Source organism: Natrialba chahannaoensis JCM 10990 (assembly GCF_000337135.1).
Taxonomy (GTDB): domain Archaea; phylum Halobacteriota; class Halobacteria; order Halobacteriales; family Natrialbaceae; genus Natrialba; species Natrialba chahannaoensis.
On record NZ_AOIN01000024.1, the window covers coordinates 1 to 15,099 of the forward strand.

Annotated in this window: 15 protein-coding genes and 3 pseudogenes; 6 read left to right on the plus strand and 12 right to left on the minus strand. The window is 59.1% G+C overall.

All coding sequences use genetic code 11. The annotated features are described in order from the left end of the window. From C482_RS03385 to C482_RS03395, 3 genes are all read right to left on the minus strand, one after another. On the minus strand, window positions 1–597 hold a 597-nt coding region (locus tag C482_RS03385; RefSeq protein WP_006166080.1), incomplete at its 3' end, for a surface glycoprotein. 492 nt (window positions 598–1,089) lie between these two features. Beyond that, the gene (locus tag C482_RS03390) at window positions 1,090–1,623 is read right to left on the minus strand and encodes a helix-turn-helix transcriptional regulator (protein WP_006166081.1); all 534 of its coding nucleotides are present in this window, start codon (window positions 1,621–1,623) and stop codon (window positions 1,090–1,092) included. A 225-nt stretch (window positions 1,624–1,848) separates the two neighbouring features. Beyond that, a complete protein-coding gene (locus C482_RS03395) occupies window positions 1,849–3,009 on the minus strand; it encodes an NAD(P)/FAD-dependent oxidoreductase (protein ID WP_006166082.1) in 1,161 nt (386 codons plus the stop codon). A 224-nt stretch (window positions 3,010–3,233) separates the two neighbouring features. On the opposite strand from C482_RS03395, the pseudogene C482_RS21605 reads away from it, so the two are divergent. Then, window positions 3,234–3,371: pseudogene (locus tag C482_RS21605) on the plus strand (MFS transporter); the annotation flags it as partial. A gap of 347 nt (window positions 3,372–3,718) precedes the next feature. On the opposite strand, the gene C482_RS21990 reads toward C482_RS21605, so the two are convergent. Continuing rightward, complete coding sequence (locus C482_RS21990; RefSeq protein WP_193787735.1) at window positions 3,719–3,994, minus strand: hypothetical protein; 276 nt, start codon at window positions 3,992–3,994, stop codon at window positions 3,719–3,721. A gap of 19 nt (window positions 3,995–4,013) precedes the next feature. On the opposite strand from C482_RS21990, the gene C482_RS03400 reads away from it, so the two are divergent. After that, window positions 4,014–4,520, plus strand: a complete 507-nt coding sequence (locus C482_RS03400; RefSeq protein WP_049896449.1) for an Lrp/AsnC family transcriptional regulator — start codon at window positions 4,014–4,016, stop codon at window positions 4,518–4,520. 64 nt (window positions 4,521–4,584) lie between these two features. Here C482_RS03400 and C482_RS03405 read toward each other — a convergent pair whose 3' ends face one another. Together C482_RS03405 and C482_RS22210 are read right to left on the minus strand one after the other, a co-directional pair. After that, window positions 4,585–4,797, minus strand: a complete 213-nt coding sequence (locus tag C482_RS03405) for a hypothetical protein (RefSeq protein WP_006166085.1) — start codon at window positions 4,795–4,797, stop codon at window positions 4,585–4,587. Between the two features lie 47 nt (window positions 4,798–4,844). After that, window positions 4,845–5,045 (minus strand): annotated as a pseudogene (locus tag C482_RS22210) (MFS transporter); the annotation flags it as partial. Between the two features lie 543 nt (window positions 5,046–5,588). On the opposite strand from C482_RS22210, the gene C482_RS03415 reads away from it, so the two are divergent. Beyond that, window positions 5,589–6,359, plus strand: coding sequence for an IclR family transcriptional regulator (locus C482_RS03415; protein ID WP_006166087.1), 771 nt, complete (start codon window positions 5,589–5,591; stop codon window positions 6,357–6,359). A 182-nt stretch (window positions 6,360–6,541) separates the two neighbouring features. On the opposite strand, the gene C482_RS03420 is transcribed toward C482_RS03415, so the two are convergent. After that, window positions 6,542–6,862, minus strand: a complete 321-nt coding sequence (locus C482_RS03420) for a hypothetical protein (RefSeq protein ID WP_241431877.1) — start codon at window positions 6,860–6,862, stop codon at window positions 6,542–6,544. Window positions 6,863–7,086: 224 nt separating this feature from the next. Here C482_RS03420 and C482_RS03425 point away from each other — a divergent pair, with 224 nt between their 5' ends. Further along, window positions 7,087–8,103: an ornithine cyclodeaminase family protein gene (locus tag C482_RS03425; protein ID WP_006166089.1), complete on the plus strand. Its 1,017-nt coding sequence runs from the start codon at window positions 7,087–7,089 to the stop codon at window positions 8,101–8,103. A 278-nt stretch (window positions 8,104–8,381) separates the two neighbouring features. Then, window positions 8,382–8,651 (plus strand): hypothetical protein, encoded by a 270-nt coding sequence (locus C482_RS21455; RefSeq protein WP_161605589.1) that lies wholly within the window; start codon window positions 8,382–8,384, stop codon window positions 8,649–8,651. Window positions 8,652–8,770: 119 nt separating this feature from the next. Here C482_RS21455 and C482_RS03435 read toward each other — a convergent pair whose 3' ends face one another. The 5 genes and pseudogenes from C482_RS03435 to C482_RS03455 all read right to left on the minus strand — a co-directional run bounded on the left by C482_RS03435 (window position 8,771) and on the right by C482_RS03455 (window position 14,094). After that, on the minus strand, window positions 8,771–9,994 hold the full coding sequence (locus C482_RS03435; protein ID WP_006166091.1) for a Zn-dependent hydrolase: 1,224 nt from the start codon (window positions 9,992–9,994) through the stop codon (window positions 8,771–8,773). Between the two features lie 270 nt (window positions 9,995–10,264). Then, window positions 10,265–11,350, minus strand: a pseudogene (locus C482_RS03440) (alpha/beta hydrolase family protein); the annotation flags it as partial. Window positions 11,351–11,398: 48 nt separating this feature from the next. Beyond that, window positions 11,399–12,763 carry an aspartate aminotransferase family protein gene (locus C482_RS03445; RefSeq protein WP_006166093.1) on the minus strand — a complete coding sequence of 455 codons (1,365 nt, stop codon included), beginning with the start codon at window positions 12,761–12,763 and terminating at the stop codon, window positions 11,399–11,401. Window positions 12,764–12,892: 129 nt separating this feature from the next. Further along, on the minus strand, window positions 12,893–13,381 hold the full coding sequence (locus C482_RS03450) for a GNAT family N-acetyltransferase (protein ID WP_006166094.1): 489 nt from the start codon (window positions 13,379–13,381) through the stop codon (window positions 12,893–12,895). Window positions 13,382–13,707: 326 nt separating this feature from the next. Further along, window positions 13,708–14,094 (minus strand): CopG family ribbon-helix-helix protein, encoded by a 387-nt coding sequence (locus tag C482_RS03455; RefSeq protein WP_006166095.1) that lies wholly within the window; start codon window positions 14,092–14,094, stop codon window positions 13,708–13,710. A 94-nt stretch (window positions 14,095–14,188) separates the two neighbouring features. Between C482_RS03455 and C482_RS03460 the strand changes: the two genes are divergently transcribed. Next, entirely contained in the window at window positions 14,189–15,064 is an 876-nt protein-coding gene (locus C482_RS03460; protein ID WP_006166096.1) for a hypothetical protein, read from the plus strand. Window positions 15,065–15,099 lie beyond the last annotated feature (35 nt).

A 15,099-nucleotide genomic window follows, 5' to 3' on the forward strand; every position in this document is an offset into this window, starting at 1 on the left:
ATCAAGGACAGCGACCTTCACGTCCTCACCCTGGGTGTCGAAGTCTGCCCAGGTCTCGGAGGCGTTGACCTGATCGAGACCGTACGTGTACTCATCATCGTCAGATTCGAGGGCAGGCTCGACGGATGGCTCCGGTTCTGGGACTTCGTATTCCGGACGGAGCTGAATCGTCTCTGCACCGTCGATGGTCGCGAGTTCAGCCGTGTCGACTGCATTGGTGTCAACCTCGGCGCGAATCGCGTTCGTGATCCAGTAGGTGTTGATCACGTCGACACCAGCGAAGGCGTCGATGTCCTCCGCCGCAGCCGTCTGCGACAGCTCAGCATGCTCCTGCAACTGTGCGATCGCACGATCACGATCGTCACTCAGTTGCCCATCGTACTGATCAAGGACGATATACACCTGTTCTGTCCCACTCGCTTCTTCGAGTTCGGTGTCGATCGACGCTGGTTCGTCGGCATCGACAGCTGATTGGGCGTCACTGTGCTCCGTTGCCGCTACACTTCCTGCCAGCCCGGTGCCAGCGATCGCGACGAGCGAAAGCACCATGAGGGCAGTGAGCAGGACGACAGTCAGTTGTTCTCGTGTATCTGTCATTGTATAGTGTTGTCTAAGCGGTTGTTGTGACTACGCAGACCGCGCGTACCGTTTCGACAGTGTAGTAATCAAATAGTGTTGTTATTTCACGTCATTTGATTACATAACTAACCAAGAACGAACGGGGCTATATAATTAACGGTGATTGTTAGTAGCAACCAATACTGGGAGTTCGTACACATAGCTGTCGGAGTGGAGAGTAAGTCAAAAGCTAGTAATGGATATATCAGAGTAAGATAGAAGAATAACGATTGTGGAACGACGAACACCACAGAGTAAACAATGGAGTAGTCGACACAGATAGCCCAAAAGGTCCACTTACAAGATCAGAGCTATAGTCACCATACTGAACACCTTCTAGAATAACATAATGGTAGTGTCACAGGGTTTTTATTTCCTCGAATAGTTGAGTATATGGTATATAATAATGATTGCATCGAAGTACTCGAGTACGGAGACGCGCAAAAACTGCAACTCGTGATCAGCCTTCGTCTAGCGTGTCGGCTCGACTTCGTCGAGCCATGCGAGGAACGCGTCGGTAATCCGAACACGGAGATCGGTGAGATTACGCCGGTATCCGACCGACTCACGATTTTCGACGGCAGTTTCGTGTGTCTCGTCGATATCGAGCAGGGTCTCACGGGCGGTGTGCAGTTGATCCTTGATCTGGTTGAGTTCATCGCGCTGGCGTTCAGTTGGAAGATGATGTAAAAAGCCGAGTTTGAGCATGAGATGCGGGCGGAAAGACGGATGCGAAACGTCTTCAACTGGCCCAGTGAGGAGGGATTGCAGTCGATCCTGGCCCGAATCGGTCAGTTTGTACGTCGCGACTGGCGTGCTAGCCGTCAGTTCGACGTGGCCTTGCTCCTCGAGGTGATCGATCGTGGGGACGAGAATCCCAGTACTCGCACCCCAGTACCGACCGAAGGTATGCTGCAGTCGCTCGTGAACCGTCTCGACTGATGCTCGGTCTTCTTCGGCGAGGATTCCAAGCACGCCGATACTCGCAAGTTCCCGTTGTTCCATACCCACTCTAGCGGGCCGGGTGTCTTAAAACTGGAGTGCAACGAGAGTTCAGCGTTCGTTCCGAGCGCCACGAATAGTTAGTCGTCCACGGCGGCAACGCCCGAATTGAACTCGCCGTCTTCCCCGCAGCGGGTGCTGTCCTCGCGATTGCGCTCTCACGAACTGGCGATAGACGGAACTGGAGACGAAACCAGCGTCGAAGGCTCTTTCTACATATTCGAGGCCCTAGACGTCCGAGGTCGAGACGTACTCGAACGACTCGGGAACGTCCTCGAAGCGGTCCGCTGCGAACAGGTCAGTCGAGAACGACGGTGAGTCGCCCGTCAGCCGCTCACGAACCGTCGGACCGACGACTGGAGAGGTCATAATACCGAGTCCATTGAATCCGGTTGCGACGAGCAGGCCGTCGGGTGCATCCCGCGGCGCGTCGATAATCGGGCGCGTATCCGGCGACGCGGTATCGATTCCCGCCCAGCCATTGACGAAGCCAGCTTTCTCGAACCCGTCGACAAACTCGGGGATGAAATCTGCAATGTCGAGTCGGAACGACTCGTCGACGTCCGTCGTGTACGACGCCGGGTCATCGATTGGATAGTGACCGCCGCCGATCAGCAGGTCACCATTGTGCTCCGGGCGGAAGTAGACGTGTTCGGTCCCAACTCGTCCAAGCGGGAACTCCGTCGAAAGCGGCTCCCCGGGTTCGAGCACGACGACCTGCGTCCGATATGGGCGGATCTGGACCTCGACGCCATCGGGCAACAGCCGACTCGTTCGCCAGCCGGCCGCAACCACAACCGCGTCCGCGTCGATGGTTTCGGACTCCGTTTCGACACCAGACACATCGCCATCGTCAACCACCAGATCAGTTACTTCTACATCCAGATTAAACGTCGCACCCCGCTCACGAGCCGCACTCTGGAGTGCCGTCGTGTACGTATACGGATCAACCCAGCCAGTATCCTCGTACACCACTGCGCCCGCAAACTCCTCGAGATTGAACTGTTGGTAGCGCTCCGTGATCGCACTCGAGTCCCGGTACGCCACTGGGAACCCTTCCTCCGATAGTCGGGTGGCGAGATCCTGCGCTTCCGCCGCCTCAGATTCAGTCATCACGTCGATCCGATCCCGTTTCGTGAACGAGAAGCCGTGGGAGCCGTCGAACTCGCGGAAGAAACCGTTCGCGTACCGAGCGACAGCAGGCGCGTCACTGTAGAAGAGCGTCGGGGCGACGATTCCCGCAGAGAGCCCCGTCGCTTCGGCCGCGATACCGCTTCGGTCCAGTACCGTGACCTCGTGGTCGACAGCGAGGTTCCTAGCGGCGTGACAGCCGGCGACGCCGGCACCGACGATCACGACGTGATCACGTTCCTTGGTGGATGCGCACATAGAACACTATCATTCGAACACCGACATACCATTTTCGTTCGGCGTATGAAAGACGCCGGCACCTGTTCAACGTCGTCTCAGAATCCCCCACATTCTTAGTATCGGCGAATGAGTATCACGAAGAGCGAGTCGACTCGCGTACACCCGCCACTCGAACTGTATTGGGTCGAGATGCAGTGGGTTGCGAGCGGGTGACTGTCGAGTTAACCGGTCGGTGTTCGATGATGCGCTGGCGATATCGAGAAACGGTGCTTGCCCCATGTACGCTCGCGTTTTTCGTGACGATGTACGGCCGGATCGCAACCAGCCCGGTCGTGCCGTCGATCACGACCTTGTTCAGTTCCGTCATTGTCAGTCTCGCCGCCGACTTCTTCGGCTAGGGAATCACATTTGCGTTCCTCGTCGGTCTGTTGCTCCTCGCGGTCATCGTATTCCCCTGAACTGACTGTTCTCGTTGGAGTTGGTGGCTGGCACGTACCCTCCCCACCCATACCTGCCATCCCAGCCACAGCCACAGCCACACCTAGGCGTATGGTACTGCACTCGTAACAGACAGCCAGCGTCTGGGACGTTCGCGCACAGCACAGGTGACCGGTATCGGACGACTTCCAAACGGGACGCACTCGAGTCCCGAACAAGAACTCGCACTGACTGACGTTCGTGATGCGCTAGCAGACGCGGGACTGTCGCCCGCAGCGATAGACGAGCTCTACATGCCCGCGCCGCGACCGTGGGCGGAACAGAAGTTCGTCTCAACAACGCTCGTCCACAGACTCGGCATCGAACCCGACCGAACCCTCGAGGTATCAACCGGTGGCTCGAGTAGCGCGAACGCGTTCCAGACCGCCGTCCACGACTTCGACACGGCGTCGTCGATACAGCGGTCGTCCTCGCCGCTGAGCGAAGTTCGATCGCCGAGACGACCAGTCCCTACTTCGAGCACATCCTCAGCACGTTCGACGAAGCGCACGAAATTTTTAGCCATCGTTCGTCGAACAGACGAGATGGCAGCCGATCTCGACGAAACCGACGTCGAAGTCCTCGCACGAGTAGAGCAATCGAGCGAAACGAACCTCAAGGAACTTGCGGCGGAACTCAAGCTTTCGAAGTCGACCATCCACTACCGGCTGACGAAGCTGAAAGACAGCGGCGTGATCACCGCGACTGCAGCAACGGTCAATCCGCACGCGCTGGAACTCGACATGCTCGTGTTCACGGACGTCACGGCCTCCCATGAGAGCAGCTACGCCGAGGCAATCGGCGAAGCACTCTCCAAAATCGACGGCATCTCACAGGTCTACTACGTGATGGGAGACATCGACTTCATCGTCATCTCACGGGTCCAAACCCACGATCAGCTCCACACGCTTATCGACGACATCGTCGAGATTGACGGCGTCAACGAGACATCCTCGCAGTTCGTGATTCAAGAGGTAAAAGCGGACCGCCGAGTAATCGCGAATATGTCCGACGAGATGATCGCGCAGATACTCGAAACCGATCGAGCGTGACGCCGATTAAATGTGACGACGATTGAGCGCGACGGTAGTTCAGCCGGGACAGCCAGCCCGAGCGCTATGCCTCCGAAAAGACCACCTCTTGCTCGTGCAGCCGGTCAATATCGGCCGCTGAATACGAAAGTGCCTCCAGAATATCGGCCGTCTGCTCACCCTTGGCCGGCGGTCGCGAGGAGAAGCCGCCGTCGTGAATACCCGCACTAAAGCGGAACGGGAGCGCAGGCGCGACAACCGGGTCGCCGGTCTCCGGATTGTACGAATCGACAAGCATCTCGCGATCCTCGACGTGTGGATCGCGGTCGGGTAGATGACGGCTCGCTGCCCGATCGCGTATGCGAGAAAGAGAACAGTCAGCAGCAGGCCCGAGGTCGTCAGATCAAGCCCGTAGGCGTCCCGAAGGTGGGGCAACAGTACCGGATAGATCATTCGGACGCCCATCGAGAGGATCCAGCCACCCGCGAGCGTGAGCAGGATCGACCCGCGGCCGTCTTTGCGGAGTGCAACGACTGTCTCGAGAATGCTGTCAAAGAGCGCGACGGATCGGGCACCACGTGGCCCTACGATAGCAGTACGACCAATTAAAGATTGGTATACCCCCGAAAATGACTTCATTTCCGGCCAAGTTCAGCGACGCAATTATTTCGGCAAGGCCGAAACATGTCAATACCCATCGGCTGGCATCCTCGGTCGGGCGAACGCGACGGAAAGTAACTGAAACGGAACGAGAGAAAGTAATTTCTGGACGTAAGTATGGAATTTGTGCGGCTTCAGTGCGTATCAACGCACTGTATGACCATACAAACGTACCAACAGTCAGTATTACGAATGTACGTCTGTAATGTGGCCGAGTACCCGGAAGTTCAGGCCAACGAATTCGCCACGCAACGTGATAGTATAGCGTCATATCTAGAGAGTTTCGACATCGTCGAAATAGAGGAAGGGATTGTGAAATGACATGGGTGGAATCGGAAGCAGAGATTCGAGTACACGCCCAACGTGTTGTACAGACACTACTGACGACACCGGCAGAATTATGGTCATATTACCACATGATCCAAGAGAATGACACACAATACCGAGGGCAGAGGGGGAATCCAGGCGACTGAGACCACATTCGCTCTCATCGAAACGCTCGCTGCACGTGACCACGCACGGCTGACAGAGCTCGCAGCAGCGGTCGGTATTGCGAACAGCACCGCCTCCGAACACCTCGCGACACTCAAAGCGAACGGCTACATCGTCAAAGACGACGAAGGCTACCGACTCGGACTCAAGTTCATGGACATCGGCATTCGAGCCAAGCGCCACTACGACGGGCTACTCGAGTGCGCCGAGCCGGTGCTCGAACAGTTGGTCGATGAAACGGGCGAGACAATCGGGCTGCTCGCTCAGGAAAACAACCAGACGGTGTACGTCGATCGGCGGGTCGGCGAGCAGGGGGTGCCAACGAACGCCTGGGTTGGAAAGCGAAAGCCGCTGCACACGATGGCTGCGGGCAAGGTGATTCTCGCGCACCTCCCGTCGGATCGACGGGACGAAATTATCGACGACCGTGGCTTGATGGCGGTCACTGAGCAAACGATCACGACACGCGACGAACTCGAGGCGGACCTCGAGACGGTTCGCGAGCGTGGCGTGGCGTTCAACGATTGTGAGTCACACGAGCGAGTTCGTGGCGTGGCTGCACCGATCGTTCTGGGTGACGACATTTACGGAGCAATCGCTGTGGCGGGGCCGGCCAGGCGGCTGACGGAGACGTACTTCCGCGAGGAGTTGCCGAACCTGTTGCTGGGTGCGGCGAACGAGATTGAGCTCAAGTTGACGTATTACTGAGTTGACTGTATCATTTTGGTCGGGGTGGGCAGGCCGTTCCCAGCGTTGGTCGCCTGCTGGCGAGGGCAGTTACGTGGAGAGAACCATCGGACGAACCTACAGCCAATCGACTATGGCGGCCCACAAAACGACGGCGTTGAGAGCGATCGGTAGGAGCTTCGTGGCACCGAAGAACCCCGCCATCAGGACCAGCGAAAGGATGGCCCCGCTTCCAGCCAGTATCCGCCACCAGCTAAACGACACCCAGAAGTCGATGACTGCCAGCGCAGCACAAAAAGAAAGGGTGCTGCGGTCAGCGCGAGGAACAACCCGACAAGCGGTAAGTCGGCGGACACCGCAAGCTGGCCAAGCAATCCACTGTCACCATCACTCCACGGCCAGACCCACCGCAAGAGGCCACCAAACTCTTGCTGCACCTCCCTGTCTAGCGGCACGAGATACGACGCCGCAAAGTGGGCCTGGAGTAGCAACAGTGCTGAAAGCAGCCATTTTGCTGTCGTCATATCGTCTGTAAGCCGTGCTACACTAAAATCCTATCTGGGTACGACAATCGACCATGGGCGAGGTGACGGAGACAGTCCCTGGGTAACCCGATCGCTGTGTCGCGATGATACGAACTGACACAACACAACTCGTTCGATAGCACCAAAGCGTTGGAAACGGAGCAACGCGAGCCGTTGTCGCCGCATCACGCGCCTTTTTCTATACAGAATAAGAAACTCTGTGTATGACAGACAACGAATCAGAAACCCTGTTCCTCACCAGCGAACAGATCAACGGACTTGCATCACCAGCAGACTACGTCGCCGCAGTTCGCGACGGCTACCGGCAGATCGGCGAGGGTGCACCGGCTTCCCCCCGTCAGAAGTTCAACCGAACCGATCCAGACGGCATGTTCACGAGCTACGCCGCCCTACTCCCCGACACCGGCGCGATGGGTGGCTACATGTACAGCTCCGGTTTCGGAGCCGGCAACGCCTGGTTCATGACGCCCCTGTTCGACGCCGAGAGCGGCGAACCGCTGGCCGTCCTCGACGGCGCGAGCATGAACCCGTTCAAAACCGGCGCTGCGGGTGCCGTCGCCGTCGACGAACTCGCCCGCGACGACGCTACAACGCTCGCCGTCATCGGCAGCGGCTCGCAGGCACGCGGCCAGCTCCACACCACTGCAACCGTCCGTGACCTCGACGACATTCGCATCTTCTCGTCCACACGAGCGAACCGAGAGGCGTTCGCTGACGAGTTTGATGACCAACTCTCGGCCGACGTCCACGCGGTGGACTCGAGTACCGCCGCGCTCGATGGAGCAGAGATCGTCATCACGGCGACGAGAGCGAGCGAACCGGTCTTCGATGGCGACGACCTTGAGCCGGGCACTCACGTGACGGCAATGGGGCAGTACGAGGAAGGAAATCGCGAACTCGACACGGAAACGATTGAACGAGCGACCTACGTGCCCGACCTGCGCGAGCGGGCCACCTACGACGCCGGCGCATTTCTCGCCGCACTCGAGGAAGGTGCGATCACGGAAGGTCACGTCCACGCCGACCTCGGTGAGGTTGTTGCTGGCGAAGCGTCGGGGAGGACGAGTGACGACGAGATTACGGTGTTCGATAGCGGCGGGACGGGGATCGAGACCGTTGCCGCAGCACACATGCTGTACGAACGGGCACTCGAGGAGGAGATTGGCTCGACGATTTCGTTCGCGCCGGCGAGTGAGGCGCTGACTGGACGATTGCCGTAGCATCGAGGAGCGGCGGTTCAGCTGCAACGCGAACTACTTTTTGGAGTGGGAAAGGGCGTGGGTAGGCAGCTCGTCGGTCAACTCGGGTCGTGCAGTCGAGGGACCCAATATGCGTCGTGTCTCGTGGCAGCTGAGAACAAAACGGACAGCGTGAGAGACGCCAGAAAGGAGTGAGGAGCTCGTCTTTCGTCCCGGAGACGGGCTCGGACTCAGCGGTCGAGCCGCTACCGAACCGGGCGAGCAGCGGCTCACGGAGCTGGCCGATGACGAGCACGAGGATGAGCGCGACGATCATCACACCGCCTGAGAGGTCGAGCAGGGCAAGCAAGAGCACGCCCGGAACGCCCGATGCCTCAAGGATGTTGACGACGCCGTTGATCGAGGCGATGATGACCGCGATCGGTGCGAGAATAATCGCACCCTCACGGAAGCCGAAGGCGGCTTTTCCGAGGTGTTCAGAGAACTCCGCTTTGACATCGTCGCCGTTGGAAATCGTCGCGACGAGCGGGAAGCCAAAGCCGGTGAGCAACATTGCGACGACGGTGTAGAGCGCGAACGTCAGCACCGCCCACTATGTAACAAAAGAGAGTAGATGGCTGATTGGTGAGTTCTCAGACATTATTAAGTAGAGACTCGGTCCCGCTGCGAAGCGAGCCAGAAACCGAACCTACTGCGACAGCCGACGCGTCGTCTCCGCAAACGTATTCGCTCCCGCGACCACATCCTCCCACTCCGTGAACTCGTCCTCGTTGTGAGTCCGGCCGTCGACGCTCGGAACGAAGAGCATCCCCGCATCCGTCACCTCGGTCAGATAGTTCGCATCGTGGCCGGCACCACCGACCATAGACCGGTACGAAACACCCGACTCCTCGGCTGCCTCGCAGGCGGCAGTCCGGACGGACTTGGCGAACTCCGTGTGCTCAATTCGCCAGAGTTCCTCGAGTTCGTATTCGGTTCCCTCGCGTGCACAGGCCGCCTCAAGTTCGGACTCGACACGCTCGGCGAGTTCAGCAACGATAGCGTCGTCGTAGCTGCGAACATCTGCGGTGAACGTCACTTCTGATGGAATCACATTGATCGAACCGGGCTCGACCGTCAGTTCACCAACCGTCGTCACAACGTCGTCGTAGCGATTCGAAAGTCGACGGATTCCCTGTACAACGTCGGTTGCCGCAACCAATGCATCGCGTCTCGAGTGCATCGGCGACGGACCGGCGTGATCGGACGTCCCCTCAATGGTTGCCTCGAGCCAGGACATGCCATAAATTCCATCGACGACCGCAACGGACTGACCGTGCTCCTCGAGTATCGGTCCCTGCTCGACGTGGAGTTCGAGGTAGCTGTGAATGGGTTCGCGCGGACCGCACTCGGCGTCGCCGCGATAGCCAGCCGACTCGAGTGCTTCCTTGACAGTCGTCCCGTCGGCGTCGGTGCGAGCGAGCGTCTCCTCAACGCTGAACTCGCCGACGAACGTCCCGCTGCCCATTAGCGCCGGCTTGAATCGCGATCCTTCCTCGTTGGTCCAGTTGACGAGTTCGATGGGGCGGCGGTGCTCGACATCGTGCTCGTCGAACGCGCGGAGCGTCTCGAGGGCGCACAGAACGCCGAGTTGCCCGTCGAACCGGCCGCCGTAGGGCTGGGAGTCGAGGTGAGAACCGATCAGTACCGGCGCAGCGTCGGGGTCAGTTCCCTCCCGCCGACCGAATATATTCCCAATCTCGTCGATTCGAACGTCGACCCCAACCGATTCGAGGTCGCCGACGAGTTGCTCACGAACACGGATGTCGGCCTCTGAAAGCGTGAGTCTGTGGAGTCCGTCGTTATCGGTGCGGCCGATGTCGGAGTACGTTTCGAACGTGTCTCGAAATCGATCTGGGTCGATGCCTGTCATTGTTCGTCGTGGGATTGTCGTTCCGAAGTCGAATAGCTGTGGGTTGTGCTAGCCTTTGGCCGACATAGAGAAGTAGTGTTGACGTTTGTACAGTTCTGTACTCGGTACCCTCGCGAGAGTGAGACGGTTTGTGAGTGGAGGCCCGTCGTTCTGCCCCTTTGACTGTCCATGTGAACGACTGTTCTTGAGTAGAGTGATGAATATGTTTAAGCTCGTAACTGTATGGTAGTCAGGTACTTTTGATCACAAACGGGACGCCTCGGTCTTGGATCAGACGTGTTCGTCGAGGAACGCACCGATTCGCTCGAACTGCTCGATACGGCTCTCGAGTTTGGTCGTGTGATGGCCCTCGTCCCCGAAGATGCAGATTTCGACAGAGACACCCTGTTCTTCGACGGCGTCAGCGATCTGTCGGGCCTCATCAACCGGGACCCGCCGGTCGTTCGCGCCGTGTTGGATGAACAGCGGGCACGCAATTTGATCGACCTTGTGAATTGGGCTGATCGACTCGAGAAACCCACGATCGGACTCGAGTGAGCCATACTCTGCCTCGCGATGGGGCCGGCGGTAGTCGCCAGTGTTTTCGAGGAACGTCACCCAGTTCGAGATGCCGACGAAGTCGACGGCAGCCGCCCAGATATCGGGGTACTCAGTGATACACGCAAGCACCATGAAGCCGCCGTAGGAACGGCCGTAGCAGACGATCGGGTTGGCGTCGACCTCCGGGTGGTCGCGGAGCCACTCGACTCCGTGTGCAATATCCCGGACAGAATCCATTCGTTTCTCGACGTCGTCGAGTGCGGCGTACTCGCTCCCGTAGCCCGAGGAACCGCGAACGTTCGGCTCGAAAATGGCGTATCCCGCGTCGAGGAAGTACTGGCGGATGGGCCGGTTTTGCCACGACGGGCGTCGCTGGGAGTGTGGGCCGCCGTGGATGTCGACGATTACTGGTGTCGTTTCCGTTCCCGTTTCTTCTCGTTCTTCCGTTTCCTTATCCTCTCCTTCCCCCGCTCCCGCTTCGGAGTCGTCAGGAAGGGTGACAAACGCTGGAATCTCCCTGCCGTCGAACGTTTCGTATCGAATCAGTTCGGGCTCGTGGTACTGCTCGAGCGGGACGCCGCCGGAGGAGGGAACCGTCCAGCGCTCCACCGCTGGTGTCTCGCCGTCAGCAACCGTCTCCAACTCGACGGCATAGATCGAGTCGTTCAGGTTGGTCGACGAAACCGTCATCGCCGCTTGGGTTCCTGCAGGGTCGATCGTTAGCCCAGAAACGACGCCGTCTGGCAACTCAACTGGGGCGGTGTCCGCCTGGGTTGGTGTTTGAAGCTCGCCAACGAATAGCTCCGAGTAGCCGTCTGACAAAAGCGCAAATCCGAAGTTGCGAACGTGAACCCGAAGCCGAGATCAGTTCGAATCGGTACTCGAGTCGATCGCCGCGCAGATAATGTCGGTACCGACCTCCGCCTGTTGCTCGGTGAGGACGAGCGGCGGGATGAGTCGGAGCACGTTGCCGTAGCGACCGGCGCTCCAGACGAGGACACCATTCTCGTAACAGCGCGTTTGGATCTCTTCGACGAGGTCGTCCGCCGGCGTGCCGTCCTCGTCGACGAACTCGACGCCGACGAACAGTCCCTTCCCACGGACATCCGCGATTTCCGGCGTCGTTTCCGCGACTTCGGCGAAGCGACCACGGATGTACTCGCCGAGCTCGGTCGCGTGGGAAAGCAGGTCGTGCGACTCGATGTAGTCGATCGCACGGATGCCACCGACCATTGCGGGTGCGTTGCCGCGGAAGGTCCCGACGTGGCCGCCGGGGCCCCAGGTGTCGAACTTCTCGTGGTAGAGCATCCCGCCGATTGGGAGGCCGGAACCGCCGAGTGCCTTCGCCATCGTGACCGCGTCCGGGGTCACGTCGTAGTGATCCGAGGCAAACCACTCACCGGTACGGCCGAAGCCGGTCTGAATCTCGTCGACGACGAGCAGCGCATCATTGTCGTCGGCGATGTCACGCAGCCCCTGCAGGAATCCCTGTGGCGGGACGTTGATGCCGCCCTCGCCCTGAATCGGCTCGACCCAGATTCCCGCCGGCGACTCGTGACCGCCATAGGGGTCCTCAAACTTCCGCTGGACGGCATCGAGCGCGCGATCGACAGAAACTCCGTCCTCAGTGCCCTCCGGGTCCGGATACGGGACGTGAACGGCATCCGCGAGTAGCGGGCTGTAGTTCTTCTTGTACTTCTTGCCGGAGGTGAGGCTGAGCGCGCCGGCCGTCGTGCCGTGATACGCGCCCTCGAACGCCAGCACACCGTGGCGGCCAGTGTTGTGCTTTGCGAGCTTGATCGAACCCTCAATCGCGTCGCTCCCGCTCGGGCCGCCGAAGACGACGTTACTCGAGCCCTGGAGCCCACCAGGTGCGATCTCACGGAGCTTGTCGATCAGGTCGATTCGCGCCTCTGTCGGGAAATCGATCGTATGTGCGACATCGTCTAACTGCGACTTGACGGCATCGAGCACGTACGGGTTCGAATGGCCGACGTTCAGCACACCAATTCCTGCGAAAAAGTCGAGAAACGTGTTGCCATCGACGTCTCGAATCGTCGCACCTCGTGCTTCATCGAGTGCAATTGGAACGCGACGGGGATACGCGACGGCGTTGCTGTCGACATTTCGCTGCCGGTCGCGGAGTTCGTTCGATTTCGGTCCCGGTACCTCGTCGACGTCAGGTTCCTGGCTGAAGTGAAGATCGTCAATCGCTGGTCCTACGGTCATACCAGAGTATTCACACCGCCCCACATATAATTGATTCTCATCTCCCTCACTGACCCGTAGTGGTCTTTTGGCTAGAATATCGATAAAATGCTGAACAATATTTACTCATTCACCTCCCCCGCGAGCACGCTATAGCGACTTCTCCATCGAACACATATCGTATGGCCGATCCGCAATCTCTTGAGTGTTCGTCTGCTCGTAGCCCCGCTCGCGGTACCACTCGAGTAGGAACGGATGGCCGGTATAGGTCGAGAGTTGGAGGCGGTCGTAGCCCTTCTCGCTGGCGATGGACTCGAGTTGGTCCATCAGGTGGCTGCCGACGCCCTGGCCCTGCCAGTCGGGATGGACTGCGAGGCGTTCGGCGTAGGGAACGTCACGTTCTTCGAGCAGGCGGACGGTGCCGGTCGGCTCGCCGTCCGCGGTTTCGGCGATGATGGTCGTCGCGTCACGCTCGAGCCACGAAGAGACAGTTTCGGCTTCGATATCGACCATACTCGACGGAAAGCCATCGTCGGCAGCGGTCTGGTACGCACGACGGTAGAGGGCAGTAAGCGCCGGCGCATCGGACTGGTCGACGCGGCGGATCGTAAGCGAGGCGCGTGGGGGTGTATCGGTCATATCCATTCGTCATCGCAGGCTGGCAAAAGTGTCGTGACTTGCCGACACGAGTAGCGAAGCGGTGCGGAGCTACGGGGTGTTCGAATTGGTGCGTGTACCCGCGATATTGTAGGCAGCGGTGCTGTGAGTGAGCAGGCGGGGTGCTGTGATGGGCGGGCAGAGGTACTGTATGTAATGTGCGGGCAGGTGTACTCGAGTAGGGCCGTTTGTGGCGGGCGGAGCGAGGCGGTCGGTGTTGCGTGGTGAGTTGGCGGGAGGTGGGTAGTGAGCGCTGCGGTGGGACACGGAGAGGAGAGGAGAGGAGAGGAGAGGAGAGGACGGTAAACCTAGGACCGCAACAACAACACCTTCACTCGACCAACAGCGTCGAAATCCCGTAGTTCGTAAACCAAGTCTCGCACGCGTGCTGCATCGCCGCGACAAAAAACCGTCTCGAGACACCAGCCGTCTTCGTGTATGTGGCTCGTCGTGACGATCACATCCTGAAAGTCGTGCTGAATGTCATGGAGATCACCGATAACATGCTCGTGCTGGTAGTCGAACGCCAGGGTCGCGCTGACATCGCCAGAGACGGATTCGAAGGTGGTGTGTGCCGCAATGTACTCCTGCATCGCCTCGCGGACCGCACGCGAGCGCGAGTCGAGCCCTTCCGCTTGCCAGGTCTCGTCGAACTCTTCGAGGAGGTCGTCCGGGATATTGAAACTCGTTCGCATTGTACCAGGAGTTTGTTCTCAGTACCAAGCAGTATTACGATTCCCCTGGTAGGGTGATAACAGTCCTTTTGTGGACTATCGGACGCTATACGGTATGGATCTCGATCTCGTTCTGGGGGTGATCGTGATCGGGTTCGTCCACGGTGTGCTGCCCGACCACGGCTGGCCGATTGCGGCGACCTACGGGCTCAACCACTCTCAGAAGTGGTTCTACGGCGCACTCGGCGGACTGATACTCGGTATTGGACACCTCTTCAGTAGCGTCGTGCTGGTGCTCGCGTACACCTGGTTCAGCCAGTTTGCGAGCTTCGCCGAGGGACCGTGGCTCCGGTACGTTGCGGGGGCGATGCTCATTCTGCTTGGCATTCACGAGTATCGTCACGGTGGACATGGGCACAGCCACGATCATGACCATGATCCTGACCACGGACACGAGCACGGGCACGGGCACGGGCGCGAGTACGAGTACGATCACGATCACGATCATCCCGACAGCACTGATGACCACGGAGAACACCATCACCTCGATCACGGCCACAGCCACAACCACGACCACGATCACGACCACGACACCGACGAAATCAACGAAGACGAAGCCAGCGGTAGCGGTCTACTGAGTCGACTCCGAACCAAACTGTTCGGCGGCGATGGCGACGGCCACCGCCACCTCGACGAGTCAGATGCTGACCGCGGCCTCTTCGCACTCGGAACGACTGCTCTGCTGCTCGGCTTCGCACACGAGGAACCGATCCAGATTCTGGCAATCTGCGTCGGAACGGCATACTGCCTGGAACTCATGCTGCTCTACTCGCTGGCGGTGATCATCGCTATCCTCGTTCCAACGCTACTGTTGATCGCAGGCTACGAACGCCACCGAGAGACCGTCGAACGCTACACACCGTATCTCCCGCTCGTGACCGCAGTCGTCCTCGTCGGCATGGGGCTGGCGTTCATCAGTGGCATCTTCTGACTGGTTCTGACCGCAACTACCTGTTTCCAGCAGCC